Source organism: Pseudarthrobacter sp. 1C304, assembly GCF_052245515.1.
Classification (GTDB): Bacteria; Actinomycetota; Actinomycetes; order Actinomycetales; family Micrococcaceae; genus Arthrobacter.
On record NZ_JBQQCH010000008.1, the window covers coordinates 168,122 to 181,456 of the forward strand.

Genomic DNA, 13,335 nt, shown 5'->3' on the forward strand with positions numbered 1-13,335 from the left:
TTATCCGTTCTTCAAGAGGTCGGAGTGGTCACGGAAGGCATCGCCCAGGATTCCGACGCAGACGACGACGAGGGCGAGGGCGAGTCCCGGAAGGGTGGCGATCCACCAGGCGCTGGCCAGATGGTCCCGGCCGTTAGCGATTGTCGCTCCCCAAGAGGCGTCGGAGAGCGGAACGCCCAGCCCTAGAAAGCTGAGGGAAGCTTCCGCGACCATCGTGAGGCCAACCTGGACGGTGGCGGCGACAATCAGCGGCTGCCAGCAGGAGGGAATGATGTATTTCAGTAGGATCCGACTGTTGGAGGCTCCAAGAACACGGGCTGAGTCGACAAAATCGAGGTGTCGGGTCGAGAGCGCCGAGGCCCGGACGACACGGGCGAAGATCACCCACCGGGTGATGGCCAGGGCCAGGATGACGTTGACGAGGCTGGGACCGAGGACGCCGGCCAGGAGGATGGCCAGCAGGATGGAAGGGAAGGCCAGCTGGATGTCACCCAGCCGGGATATTAGGGCGTCCCATTTGCCGCCAAAGAATCCCGAGGTGACGCCGAGGACGAGTCCGACTGCGCCGGCAATGGCAATCGTGGCGAACGCAACGGTCAGCGATACCCGGCTTCCGGCGACAATCTGGGCCAGCATGTCCCGACCCAGTTGGTCGGTTCCGAGGAGGGCCACCCCTCCCCCGCTGAGCTGTCCGCCCGGGGGCAGCAGCCGGTCGGAGAGGCTGGTGTTCACTCCGTCGTAGGGGATTAGGATGCTGCCGAAGACCCCTGCGATGACAAATAGGATCAGGATGATCCCGGCACCAAGCACCATTGGACGGCGGAGGGTTCTGGGGCGACGCTTGGTCCGGGGCTTTGCGGCTGGGACGCGGTTGCTGAGTGTGTCGGTCATGAGGCAGTCTCCGGTGAGATGCGGGGGTCCACCGCGAAGTAGAGGAGGTCCACGACGAAATTGATGATGACGTAGGCCACCGTGATGGTGATGACAGTGGCTTCGGCGATCGAGTAGTCCCGGTTGGTGATGGAGTCCACCATCAATGACCCGATGCCGGGCCAGGAGAAGACATTCTCGATGATGACGGCATCCGCGATGAAGTGCCCGATAATGAAGCCCAGGGCCGTCACGATGGGCACCAATGTGTTCCTCATGACGTGGACGTAGAAGATGGTCCCCTGGGCCAGCCCTTTCGCCTTAGCCGTCCGGACGTAGTCTTTACCGATTTCCTCCAGCGCCCCGTTGCGGACCAGCCGTGCCAGCCACCCGATGAAGGGAAGCGCCAGCGTGAAGGCGGGGAGGATAGCCGTCCGGAACGTTCCGTCGGGGACGGCCGGGAGCCAGTTCAGCCATCGCGAGAAGACCAAAATGAGCATGATGCCGATCCAGAAGGCTGGCAGCGCCTGACCGGTCAGAGACATGACCGAGATGATTTTGTCCGGGAGCGTCCCGGGGCGCCGGGAACAGTAAATTCCGAGCGGAACACCGAGAGCCACCGTGAGTATGAAGGCGTAAAAGGCCAGCAGCAGCGTGGCAGGAAGCCGGGACAGGGTAATGCCCAACGCATCCCCGCCAAGTCTCCATGACTCACCAAAATTGCCCTGCAGCACGTCCCACATGTGCTGGATGTACTGGATCCATAGCGGCTCTGTGAGCCCCATTTCGATACGGACCTGAGCAACTTCCGCCGGTGTTGCGTTTGCTCCGACCATGAGCAGGGCCGGGTCGCCCGGGATCGCCCGCAGCACGATGAAGACAACGGTTATCGCACCAAAGATGAGGATCAGGGTCTGCCAGATGCGCTTGACGATGAAAAGTCTCATCAGACCACCCCTGCGGAGGCAGTGGCGTTGTGGCGCGGGCGGGTTGATTCTCGGACGATCATCTCCGCAGCCTTGACGATATGGGTGGCGTCATCCGTCGCCGCAGTGTGGTCGATCCGCTGGATCAGGAGTGTCACGGCGGCGGAACCGATCGCTTCGGCCGGCAGAGCCATGGTCGACAGCGGTGGCTGCATGTAGGCCGAGAACGGGTGGTTGCCGTAGCCGAAAACTTCAATGTCTTCCGGTATGCGGAGGCCTGCCTCGGTCAGTGCCTTGTAGAGGCCCAAGGCGAAGTAGTCGTTGCCCACGAGGACAGCCGACCCCGGGGTGAACTTGTCCATGAGCTCATTGGCTGCGCGGTAGGCAGCGTCAGGGTCCCAGGGCAGCGTGCTTGAATCCAGCCGCGTGGTGGGAACTCTCTCGACGAAATGGCGTTCTGCCGTCTGGCCCGCCTCGGTCATAGCCCGGACATAGCCGCTGATCCTGGATCGGACGGTGGATATTTCCAGGTCTTCTTCCAGAAGGTAGACGCTGCGTTGCCTATCGGATTGCAGCAAGGCCTTTGTCGCTTCGTAGGCGCCCTGTTCGTAGTCGACGCCCACGAAGTCGCAGTCGAAACCGTCCAGGTAGCGGTTGATGAGAACCATCGGGATGTCGTATCTCTTCAAGAGTTCCCAGGACTCCACCGACTGCTGGGACGGTACGACGATCGCGCCGTCGACGCCCCAACGGTAGAGCGTCTGTACCGCGGAGCGCTCATTATCGGGATTTTCTTCGGTGGCGAAGAGCAGCAGAGAGTACCCGTGGTTCCGGCATTGTTCCTCGACAGCGCTGATCAGCCGGGCGTAGAAGGGGTTGGACGGGTTCGTGATGACCAGCCCGATCGTCATCGCTTTGCCCAGAACCAGCGACCTGGCCATGGAATTGGGGACATAGCCCATGTCGGCCGCGGTTTTCTCGATGAGCTGGCGGGTGCTTTCCTTCACCGCGTCCTTGCCCGCGAGGGCCCGGGAAACCGTGTTCACGGAAAGGCCAAGGGCGTCGGCCACCTTCTTCAGCGTTGCTCTGTTGCTACTCAACGGATACCTTCTTCAGTCTCCCGGTCCATGAACCGGCGTTATTTGGTGCTCAGGGATATGCGGGACAGATCCGGCTGGTTGCTGGCCACTGGAACGAAACCTTCAAGAGTCTTGCGGCGCCCGTAGGCGGTCACAATACTGGCCGGGAAGATGCCGGCAGCTTCCTCCCAGATAGTTTTGCAGGCCTCGGCGTACAGCTTCTCCCGTTCCGGCTGGTCTCCAATGGAGTGCGCCTTGTCCAGCACCGTGTCCAGTTCCTTGTTCGAGTACCCCAGCCGGTTCGCCGCGGTCGTGTACAACCGGCCGAGGGTGAAATCCGCATCCCCGGTCGTGACCGTGTTGGTCTGCAGGTCCATGTCCCAGTCCAAAGAGTTGAGACGCTGCAGCCACTGGGCCTTCTCGATGCTCTGCGCCTCGACTTTCACGCCGATCTTCGCCCAGTCCGAGATCATCGCCTGGGCCAGTTCGGTGGCGGACGGTCCCGTACCGGCGAACCACATCAGAGAGGTCGAAAAACCGTCGGGCATTCCCGCTTCGCTCAGGAGTTTCCGGGCCAGGTCGGGGTTGTATTCGTATGGCTCCTGCTTGGCGTAGCCGAACACCGTGGAGGGGATGGGCGCCGTCATCACTTCAGCGCCGGCGCCGTAGAGCGTGGAGACGATCTTGTTGATATCAACGGCATGCCACATGGCCCGGCGCACCTTCACGTCCGTAAACGGGGGCCGGCTGCAGTTGAACCAGTTGAAGTAATACACGTAGCTGGGGATCCGCTCCACCGTGGCATCCCCGATTGCCTCGACCTCCTTGACCTGGTCGGCCGGGATCGGCCACAGGAGGTCCACTTCCCCTGTACTCAAGGACGTGATCGAGCTGGACGTCTCAGCGATGTACGGCATCTCAATGTCCGGCTGCTTGCCCGCATCACCCCAGTACGACTCAGCACGCTTGAGCTTCAAAGTGGAGGAGGGAACAAAGGACGCCACGGTGTAGGGCCCGGACCCAACGGGCTTGGTGAAGAAACCCGGCGTCGAGGCGGACTTCGCCGGCACGATAAAGAGCAGGGTCAGGTTGACCGGCAGGGTCCCCAGGGGGCCATCCGTTTTGAACGTGACGGTCGCGGGTCCGGTCGCCTCGACCGACACCACAGGCTTCCACAAGGGCGACTGCGCCGACGTCACTGACTGGATCCGCTTGACCGACTCGACAACGTCTTGGGCGGTCAGGGGGGTGCCGTCGTGGAACATAACGCCTTCACGCAGGGTGAAGACCCAGGTGGTAGGTTCGGTCTGCTCCCACTCCGTGGCCAAGGACGGCTCGATGGAGGTGCCGTTCCGGCGGACCAGCGTGTCGAAGATCAGGTATTTCGCGATCAGCGACGCCTCATCGACGGCCGTGTTCGCCGCGTGGGGGTCAAGATCGGTGATGGGCTGACCAAACACGGCCTTGAGGGCCCTGTCCGCCCCCGCTGTGGTTCCTCCCCCAACCCCGCAGGATGCGAGGAACGTTGCCGCCGCTCCTGCGCCCGTGAGGAACATGAAATTACGTCGATTTACCTCAAGCCCACCGGGCGTCCTTTTGAACATCTTTGTTCCCTCGTTCAGTAGCTGCAGTTGGTCGTTTTAGCCTTTGAGAGCCAGGTAGATCTGAACCTTCGCCCTCCCGTTGGATGCCGCGCCCTCATTGCGCACGTCCCCCTTGAGCCGAAGCCACCCTCCGAATTCCGAGGTTGTCCAGCTGACGGTGCCCGTTTCCGAGACTGTCTGAGGCGCGTCTTCGATGTCGCACCAATTCAGCCCGTCGGGTGAGACCTGGACCTGAGCCTTGACGGCCGTTCCGGCGTCAATCGCCAGGGTGTTGATGAACCAGCGGGCCTCGCTGGCCCAGGCCACCTCGTAGGGTTCGGTCTTGAAAGTCCCCTCAAGAGACGTATTTCTTTCCAGTACGGCAGTGAATGACTGTTTCATAATTTGGTTTACCAATCTACGGAGATAAGAACTGAGTCGAGGTACACGAAGTTGCGGACATTTGCGTGGGTACGGACGGAAACGTAGAAATTCAGGAGGTTCCCCAGCGATCCGTATTCTTCGTCATATGCCGGAACGGGGACATCCCTCATGTCGAAAATTTCATCGTTGACCTGCAACTCCACGTTGGAACGCGTCTCGGTATCGATCACCCAGCGGACATAATGCCAATTGACCTTCGTGGGGACTTCGTTGAAGCACAATTCCTGCCTGGGGGTGAACGAGTGCCAGTCCTCCGGGTTCGGGGCGGTGAAGTCCGCGGTCCGGGGCAGCTTGAGCTTGCCTTCAAAATGCTCCCGGGGAGTCGGCTCCGGCACCGACGGGTACACCCATTCCTGGACCATTTTGTTGTCCAGGCTGGTGTTCAGATAGCGGGCCACGCAGTGGTAGCGGACGCCGTCGCAAATGTCCGTCGCGATAGTAAGTGCGCCGAACTGGCGCTCAGAGGGGTGGAAGTTCGCATCCCAATCCCCGCTCCCTGCCTCATAGGCAGCACCATTTTCCTCTGAGTGGGCCTCGGCTTTGTAGGCGAGATAGGTTTCGAACTGCACCTTGCCCTTGCCCGCCATGGTGAGGCGGCGGATGGCCACCCCCGTGTGGCCGGCTTCCGGGCGGGTGGAGATCTTCAGCGCGTAGGTTCCCGACATCGCACCGTGAGTTCCCACGTCGAAGAAGTTGCAGGAGCTGAGCTGCGGCGGACGGAAATCACGCATGTGATCGTCAACCGTGTCCAGGTTGCCGTGCTCGTCGTGATTGCCGATGAGTTCGATCCAGCCGTGCGTGCCGGTGTTGAAATCGTCATGAACAAGAATTCGCGGCAACGGATTGAACTTTGACAATGCCGGGTCGGCGGCGACAGCGGACTTCCGCAGGGCGTCGACCAGTTCGTTTGTAACGTCAATACTCACTTTTGGCTCCGTTCAGGAACATTTCGTAGATCTACATTAACGTTCACGATAACGTTAATTTTTTTAGATCCGATGGGATGGTGTTGGAATAATAACGTTCACGATAACGTTCATGTTTTTGCTGTGTCAAGGGTTTTTTAATGCGAATCCGGTGCAACGGAGGACAGCCGCCGCGACGATGGACAGTCCCCGCCGCCGCAGCCCCCCTCCGAGGCTTCCCTTCGGAGGAGCGCCGGGGGCGGCAGAGGATACGAGTCTTAGCTCGCCGCCCTGCAGATGACTGGAGGTCTACAGCAGGGCGGCTGCATCCCGGTCGAGGAACACCGTCACGTTGGGATGATGCTGGATCAGTGACGCCGGAAAATCCTCCGTCACGGGTCCGGTGAGTGCACGTCTGATCGCCTGCGCCTTACCCGCCCCATGGGCAATCAGGAGCAGTTGGCGTGCCTCGAAGATTGTCGCCAGACCTTGGGTGACGGCGCGAGTGGGGACTGCGTCGGGAGTGTCGAAGAACCGGGCGTTATCCCGGCGGGTGCGCTCAGCGAGGGTCACCGCGCGTGTCCGTGATGAGAACGGTGCGCCCGGTTCATTGAAGCCAATGTGGCCGTTGGATCCGATACCCAGGATCTGCAGGTCGACCCCGCCCGCCCCCACGATCGCTTCCTCGTACGCTTCGCCGGCGAGTTCCTCATCATCCGGATTGCCATCGGGAATGTGGACCCTGGCAGGCGTCATGCCCAGTGGCTCGATCACGTGGGTTCGAATGACGGCGGCGTAGCTTTGCTCGTGGCCTGCCGGCAATCCGATGTATTCGTCCAGGGCAAAGGCCGCTACCGATGCCAGGTCGATGTCCTTCTTCGCCAGGGCCTCATAAAGGGGCAGCGGCGATGAGCCCGTCGCGAGACCCAGGACTGCCGCGGAATTGCGGCGCACCAGATCGGCCACCTGCTCGGCGGCAGCTTCTCCGGCTTCTCCTGGGGACGCGTGGATGCTCAGGGTCACAGTCTGACCCTCGACGGTGCTCACCGTTTCGTCCTGCCGTCGTGGCTGCAGGCAGACGCGGCACCGGCAGCCGCGGGCCTCCAGTGATCGAGTTTCAGGAGACGCGCTGCATTTCCGCCGAAGATCTGTTGGAGTTCGCGCGTCGGCATTCCCATCTCCCAACAGATCCTGAGCTGGTCCGCCAGGTATCTTCTGGCAAAGCCCCTCGGAAACCACGACGAATCGGAGCCGAAAACGATCCGGTCCGGGCCCATTGTTTCGTAGAACCGCCGGAAGAGGTCCTCCAGCGTAAGCCGCTGCGCCATGTATCTCACCCACTGATTGGAGCCTGAGGTGTCCACCAGCACGTTGGGGCACGCCCACATCAGGAAAAGCACCTCCTGCACATGTTGAATCCCGAAGTGCGGGATTACGAAGGTGACCTCGGGGTACATCTTCGCCGCCCGTTCAAGGGTCGCCGGATTGCTGTATGCGTTCTGGGCAATACCGCCAGCCGAGCCGCAGTGTCCGAAATGAATCAGGACGGGAACTTTGTGCCGGGAGGCTACCTCCCAAACAGGGTCTGCTGCAGGATCGTCCAGCCGGAATGAGGCCAGCGGGGCGAACATTTTCAGTCCGCGAAGGCCGCCGTCGGTGACGGCTGTTTCGAAGTCCCGCGCAGCCCCGGGAGCGAAGGGGTCTGCCATGGCAGCCATTCCGAGGAACCGTCCGGCTCCGCGTTCCACCAGTGCGGTCATGTTGTCGTTCCCGCAGGCAGTAACAAAAGCGGCGTGCTCGATGCCGTGATGGTCCAGTTCAAGGGTCCAGCGATCTGCTTCCTCTTCCCACCCGGCGTCTGCCGATATAGGTTCCGGGTCCGCGAAGTCCCAACTCTTCCGCCATTGCTCCGAGGTGGAGGCGACGGCGGCTGAACGGGCTGTTTGGCCGGCTTCGAACTCCTCACAACCGCTGCGGACGCCGGTGTCGCCTGATCCGAACTGGCCGCCGGCTAAAGAACGCGTCAGGCGGTCATGCGGCATCCGGAAATGGAGGTGGAAATCGATGATGGACAGTCCCTGAACGGTGGGCCGTCCGTTGATGATGTCGTTACGCAATCCCGATCACCTGTGTCTGCGCCGATGCCTTTGGTTCGGGGTGCAGGTCCACTCCGGCACGGAGCTCAGGAGCGGTGGCGACCATTTCCGTGGCGTAGCCCACGGCAGTCGACAGGGCTTCGGGCCATGCGGAACCGCGGGCCGCCGACACCAGAAATGCAGCGTTGAAGCCGTCCCCCGCGCCGGTTGAATCTATGACGCCGACGGCGGCCGCTTCCTGCACGGTCCACGAGCCGTCCGGAGTGGCCAGGCCGGCGCCCCCGGCCCCCATTTTGACGGTCACCAAGGTGTTTGTGCGGATCGCCAAGTCGCGGGCTGCCCGTTCCGTGTCGTCGTTCGCCATGAGGCCATGGAGCTCGTCATTGTTGGGCAGGAAGATGTCCACCGATTCGAGTACTTCCAAGACTTCCTGACGAACTGACTCAGTCCACCCTTCCGGCGGCCAGCCGGTGTCGAGCACGGTTTGTGCCCCTGCCCGGTGGGCTCGGTCAAAAAGCTTGGCAAGGGCGGGACCGCGCAGTTCGGGCAGCAGGAAGTATCCGGCCAAGGCGACGTATCCCGTTGCGAGCACCGCTTCGTCGATATCCTCCTGTCGCATATGGGCCATGGCGCCGAGGGAAGACAGGAAGGCGCGGTCCCGGCCTGGGGCCTCGATGGCGACGGTGATGCCGCTGGGTACACTGTCCGTCCTAAGCAGTCGGGCGTCCAGGGACGGAAGCCGCAGTTCCGCTTCCAGAATTTGAACCGAAGTGTCATTTCCAACTCTGCTGACCAGCGTCGTCGGAAATTTCAACCCTGCGCACCGGACCGCCAGGTTTCCGGCCGAGCCGCCCAGCCTGATGGAAACCGAAGGCACCACCCGCTCCGTACCGGGCGGGGGAAGCTCGTACGTATCGCTGACCATGACGTCCAGGTTGGTGTTCCCGACAATGGTAATTCCGCTGGTCACCAACGTCCCCTTTCGCCGGCGTCCGCGGCCGTCTCCAGCAGGCTTTCCCTGGCAGCGTCGATCATGTTCATCCGGCGCTGGACTTCGAGTCCCAACGCGCCGGCACGGTTCTGCGACGCGGCCGCATTGTGCCGAACGGCGTCGGTGCCCGGACTTCCAGTCTGGGTGCGGGTGAGGACGAGTGCGGGTTGCTGCCCGGCGTTTAGGGTGGTGGTAACCAACTCTTCTGTAGCTTCGAGTCCGGCGTCAGCGAAAGCCTTTTCGACGCGGTCGACGGTCCAATCCGCCGGGGCGTCGGCGCGGACGAGCCGCCCGACGACGTCGTGGGCTCCGCGCCAGGGGACGCCCAACGCAGCCAGCGACTCCGCGACGGCCGTCGTGGTGGCACCGGAGGCCACGATTTCAGCGTGATCCGGCAATTGGAGAACACGGAGGTCGAGCAGGAGCCCGTCCATCATCCGCATGAAGCGGACTACGCGTTCCCCGGCGCGCCAGAGGTGCTTCTGCACGTCGGTGGTCGCGTTGTTCGAATCCTCGTACCAAGCGGAACCAATGTTGGCGTAGGTGGCGGCCATGTCCGCTGCGGTCACGCCGGCCATGGAAACCATATGTTCCAGGACCACCGGGTTCTTCTTCTGCGGCATGATCGATGAGCCCTGGGTGTAGGCGGTGGGCGTCTCCACCCATTTGAATGTCATCCATTCCAGCAGCACGCGGGAGAACCGGGCGCCGGTTGCCGTGATCCTGGCTTGGACCGCGGCGAGCCGCATGAAGTGCTCAGCGCCGGCCACTGCTTCGTAGCTGGATGTGAAACTGGAATCGAAGCCGGTAAGGCGGCCGACCATTGCGGAGTCGATCGGGAGGTCTGTCCCGGTGAAGGCGGCCGATCCGAGCGGAGATATATTCAGCTCTTCGTAGATGCTGAGCATTTCCTTGGCTTGGCTCAAGAACGCTTCGGCGAGCCCGGCCAGGACGTGCCCGATTGTGGTTGGCTGCGCAGGACGGCGGTGGGTGAATCCGATAATGAGGCTGTCCGCGTTGGCTGCCGCCTGGGCGGCCGCGTCTTTGGCCGCCTGGACCACGAGGGCCGTCTGCTCCAGCAGCTGGCGCCGCAACACCATCCTGAAAACCCCGGCGTCCAGGTCGTTCCGGCTTCGGGCCAGCTGAACGTCCAACTCGGAGGTCTGGATACCGCACTCGATGGCCAATTGCTGCTCAAGGAAGTAGTAGGGGTCCTCGACGCTGCCGTCGAAAATGTAGCGCTGCTCGCCTGATTGTGTTCTGGCCCAGAGCGTCAGCAGTCCTTTCAGCAGGAGCTCACCCCTGGTGCGCGGGAGTATGCCTTGACGGGTCAGCATCAGGACGTGCGCCAGGCTGGCTTCGACCATGGCCGGGTAGATGTGCGGTGCCGCTTCGTCGAAAGCGTCCCGCAAGTGGTTGTCCCAGTAGATGGACAGATTCGCATGGTCCTTAAGCGCGGGGCGCGGCAGCGACTGGTTCGTTGACGTGTTCATCGTTTTCACCGGTTTCATGGATCGGGTTGAGCGTTGGGGCAAGCGCGGGGGCCAGCGCGGCACTGCGACCGAGGCCCCGGAAGGGTGCACGCGACTTTTTGCCTCGGCGTGGGGCCTCGAGCCGCTGCGACATAGCCAGCACAAGCAGGATGAGCACCATTTGGAGTGTGCCGTAGGCTGCCGCCGTGCCAAATTCGTTGGAGTAGATGCGGTTGTAGATTTCCACCGACAGAGGTGCATAGCGGGGCGGGTAGACCACCACGGACGCCACATATTCTCCGAAGCCCTGGATGAAGGCCATAAGCGCTCCAGCCATGATGCCGCGGGACATCAGAGGCACTGATACCGTCCTCAGCGCCCGCCATGAGCCTGCCCCCAGGCTTCGGGCAGCTTCCTCCACACTGGGATCGATCTGCGCCAGTGACGCGTTGGCGGAACGGAAGACCAAGGGGAGAAACCGGACGAAGTAGGCCACAGGGAGGATCCAGAGCGACCCGATGAGCACTTGTCCGAGATTGAAGGGAGCCGGGCTGGCAAACGCGGTGACAATGTTGACGCCGATGACGGTCCCTGGCAGGGCCCACGGCAGCATGACCATCACATCGAGGAGTCCTTTCCCGGGGCCTTTCCACCTGGTGACCACCCATGCGGCGAGGACACCGACCAGAACGCAGCCGATCATGGCCACAAACGCCATTTGTGCGCTGACCAAAATGGGGCGGAGGGAGGCCGGATCCGTGAAGATCCGGGTGAAGTTCTCAAGGGTGTACTCCGGTGGCAGGATCTGGGTGGTCCAGGAGCCGTCGACTGTGAAGGACAGCAGGGCGATTGTGGCTGGTGGTGCCATGAGGAACACAACCATCAAGAGTGAGCCGAGTCCGGCGGCTGCGCGGGGAAAAGTCCCGTGCAGTACCTTGACGGACTGGGGAGTGCCTTTCGAGGATCCCCGATGGATGCGCCGGTTTTCGTACCAGCGCATGGCCAAAAGAAAGAATATGGAGACGACGGACAGAACAACGGCTTGGGCCGCGGCCACGTCGTAGGCCCCGCTTGTCCGCGAGGCCACGATCTGCATGGTGAGCGTCTGGACGTTGTAGAACTGCGGGGCAGTGAAGGACGCCATGGACACCATGAACGTCAGGAGCGTCCCCGAGACCAGCGCCGGCGTCAGCATCGGCAGCAGTACCGTGCGCCACATCCGGAACCGGCTGGCACCCAGATTGAGCGCGGCCTCTTCCATGGAAGCGTCTGAACCGGCGAGGGCGGAGGTGACGGCCAGGTAGAAGTATGGGTACATCGTCATGGTGTGGACCAGAAGAACGCCCCAGACACCGTTTGCAGATACTGCCGCGGCGTCGGCGCCAAAGTACTGGGCCAGGAACCGCGGAATGATGCCGCTCTCCGCGTAGAGGAAGTAGAAGGAGACCGCGCCGATAAGGGGCGGCAGCGCCATGGGCAGCAGGGCAAAAAGCCGGAGGACTTTCCTGCCCGGGAAGTCGAAGCGGGACAACAGCACGGCGAGGAGAGTGCCCAACACACCGGTGGTCAGGACCGAGGCGATCGATATTCCGACCGAGAGACCCAGAGCCGTCCCGGAACTGCCGCTGACGAAACCCCGGTATGCGTTGCCGTCGCCCTGGACGCTGGTTGTGGCCGTCGCCAGCATGGGTACGACAATGTAGACCAGCAAGACAAGCACCAGCGGGGCCGCTAACAGGTAGACGAAGCGGTCCGAGGACGTGAGTTCGGATCGCTTACGGATCCTGGGGGCGGTGAGACTCACGGTTCCACCATCCACACCCGGTCCTGGTGGGGTGTCATTCCCACCAGATCGCCCGGTTCCGCCCGGTCGAAACTGTCCGGAGCGGACACTACGATTTTCTGTCCCTGCCAGTCGACCTCATAGATGTTGACGGCCCCGGTGAACTCCGCTGTGAGCACGCGTCCTTTCAGGTTTCCGGCGCTCTCGACTCCCGGGTTGACGGTCAGGACGATTGATTCAGGACGCAGCGAAATTGCCGCCTGGTCCCCAACCGAGACGCGGGCCGAGATTGTGCCTTCAACGCGCGGGGCCTTGAAAACAGATCCGTCGGCCACGCGGACACTAACAAAGCCGCCATCAGCGCCGAGGACCGTGCATGGCAGCACGTTGGAGCGGCCGATGAATCTGGCCACAAACGCAGTGGCCGGTCTGTTGTACACCTCGCGGGGCGAGGCCACTTGATGCAGCTCGCCGGCATTGAGCACTGCGACCCTGTCACTCATGGCCATGGCCTCGGCCTGATCGTGGGTGACGTAAAGGCAGGTGGTCCCCGCAGCCTTCTGCGTCGACCTGATCTCGGTGCGGGTTTGCTCTCGCAGCTTGGCATCAAGGTTGGACAGTGGCTCGTCCAACAAGAGTGCGGCCGGCCTGATGACCAGGGCGCGTGCCAGTGCCACCCGTTGCTGCTGTCCGCCCGAGAGCATATCGATGCGCCGGTCACCGAGTTCCTCGAGTCCGACTTGGACTAACGCCTCGTCGATCCGCTTGTTTTTGTCCTGCTTGGCGACGCCCCGGGCGTTTAGGCCGTAGGCCACGTTTCCGCGAACGCTCATGTGCGGAAACAAAGCGTAGTTCTGGAACACCATGCCGGTGTCACGCTTGTTGGGTGCCGTATTGGTGACGTCCCTGTCGCCGAAGTGGATGCTTCCACTGGTGGGCTGGATGAACCCGGCCACCATGCGCAGCGTGGTCGACTTGCCGCAGCCCGAAGGTCCCAGCAGGGTGAAGAACTCCCCGTCATCGATGGTGAGGGTGAGGTTTGAAACCGAAGGCTTGGCCCCCGAGTACTGTTTGCTGATCCCGTTGAGGAAGACGCTTGTCATGGTTGCTCCACAGAGGTGTCTAGGTACTGACCGGTATGTTGCGATGGCCAGCGGGGCGGGCCGGGCCCGGCCCCGCTGGTTGG

The 13,335-nt window shown here is 62.3% G+C and carries 12 protein-coding genes; all 12 read right to left on the reverse strand.

Features of this window, described 5'->3' with window-relative positions:
• The 12 genes from ACTWQD_RS15100 to ACTWQD_RS15155 all read right to left on the reverse strand — a co-directional run bounded on the left by ACTWQD_RS15100 (position 1) and on the right by ACTWQD_RS15155 (position 13,252).
• On the reverse strand, positions 1-813 hold the full coding sequence (locus tag ACTWQD_RS15100) for an ABC transporter permease (protein WP_443196935.1): 813 nt from the start codon (positions 811-813) through the stop codon (positions 1-3).
• A gap of 74 nt (positions 814-887) precedes the next feature.
• Positions 888-1,817: an ABC transporter permease gene (locus ACTWQD_RS15105; RefSeq protein ID WP_443196936.1), complete on the reverse strand. Its 930-nt coding sequence runs from the start codon at positions 1,815-1,817 to the stop codon at positions 888-890.
• On the reverse strand, positions 1,817-2,896 hold the full coding sequence (locus tag ACTWQD_RS15110) for a LacI family DNA-binding transcriptional regulator (protein WP_443196937.1): 1,080 nt from the start codon (positions 2,894-2,896) through the stop codon (positions 1,817-1,819). The genes ACTWQD_RS15105 and ACTWQD_RS15110 overlap by 1 nt, the downstream gene beginning before the upstream one ends.
• 38 nt (positions 2,897-2,934) lie before the next feature.
• On the reverse strand, positions 2,935-4,335 hold the full coding sequence (locus ACTWQD_RS15115) for an ABC transporter substrate-binding protein (protein ID WP_443196938.1): 1,401 nt from the start codon (positions 4,333-4,335) through the stop codon (positions 2,935-2,937).
• 180 nt (positions 4,336-4,515) lie between these two features.
• A complete protein-coding gene (locus ACTWQD_RS15120) occupies positions 4,516-4,860 on the reverse strand; it encodes a hypothetical protein (protein ID WP_443196939.1) in 345 nt (114 codons plus the stop codon).
• A gap of 8 nt (positions 4,861-4,868) precedes the next feature.
• Positions 4,869-5,828, reverse strand: coding sequence for a DUF6772 family protein (locus ACTWQD_RS15125; protein WP_443196940.1), 960 nt, complete (start codon positions 5,826-5,828; stop codon positions 4,869-4,871).
• Between the two features lie 288 nt (positions 5,829-6,116).
• Positions 6,117-6,854, reverse strand: a complete 738-nt coding sequence (locus ACTWQD_RS15130) for a glucosamine-6-phosphate deaminase (protein WP_443196941.1) — start codon at positions 6,852-6,854, stop codon at positions 6,117-6,119.
• Positions 6,851-7,924 carry an amidohydrolase family protein gene (locus ACTWQD_RS15135; RefSeq protein ID WP_443196942.1) on the reverse strand — a complete coding sequence of 358 codons (1,074 nt, stop codon included), beginning with the start codon at positions 7,922-7,924 and terminating at the stop codon, positions 6,851-6,853. The genes ACTWQD_RS15130 and ACTWQD_RS15135 overlap by 4 nt, the downstream gene beginning before the upstream one ends.
• The gene (locus tag ACTWQD_RS15140) at positions 7,917-8,873 is read right to left on the reverse strand and encodes a carbohydrate kinase family protein (protein WP_443196943.1); all 957 of its coding nucleotides are present in this window, start codon (positions 8,871-8,873) and stop codon (positions 7,917-7,919) included. Before ACTWQD_RS15140 ends, ACTWQD_RS15135 begins: the two co-directional genes overlap by 8 nt.
• Positions 8,870-10,387 carry a lyase family protein gene (locus tag ACTWQD_RS15145; RefSeq protein ID WP_443196944.1) on the reverse strand — a complete coding sequence of 506 codons (1,518 nt, stop codon included), beginning with the start codon at positions 10,385-10,387 and terminating at the stop codon, positions 8,870-8,872. Before ACTWQD_RS15145 ends, ACTWQD_RS15140 begins: the two co-directional genes overlap by 4 nt.
• Positions 10,344-12,170, reverse strand: coding sequence for an ABC transporter permease (locus ACTWQD_RS15150; RefSeq protein WP_443196945.1), 1,827 nt, complete (start codon positions 12,168-12,170; stop codon positions 10,344-10,346). The genes ACTWQD_RS15145 and ACTWQD_RS15150 overlap by 44 nt, the downstream gene beginning before the upstream one ends.
• Positions 12,167-13,252, reverse strand: a complete 1,086-nt coding sequence (locus ACTWQD_RS15155) for an ABC transporter ATP-binding protein (protein ID WP_443196946.1) — start codon at positions 13,250-13,252, stop codon at positions 12,167-12,169. Before ACTWQD_RS15155 ends, ACTWQD_RS15150 begins: the two co-directional genes overlap by 4 nt.
• Positions 13,253-13,335 lie beyond the last annotated feature (83 nt).

Coding starts and splice junctions, on each gene's coding strand:
- ACTWQD_RS15105 (WP_443196936.1), bottom strand. CDS start 1,817: ATGAGACTTTTCATCGTCAAGCGCATCTGGCAGACCCTGATCCTCATC.
- ACTWQD_RS15155 (WP_443196946.1), bottom strand. CDS start 13,252: ATGACAAGCGTCTTCCTCAACGGGATCAGCAAACAGTACTCGGGGGCC.
- ACTWQD_RS15120 (WP_443196939.1), bottom strand. CDS start 4,860: ATGAAACAGTCATTCACTGCCGTACTGGAAAGAAATACGTCTCTTGAG.
- ACTWQD_RS15145 (WP_443196944.1), bottom strand. CDS start 10,387: ATGAACACGTCAACGAACCAGTCGCTGCCGCGCCCCGCGCTTAAGGAC.
- ACTWQD_RS15100 (WP_443196935.1), bottom strand. CDS start 813: ATGGTGCTTGGTGCCGGGATCATCCTGATCCTATTTGTCATCGCAGGG.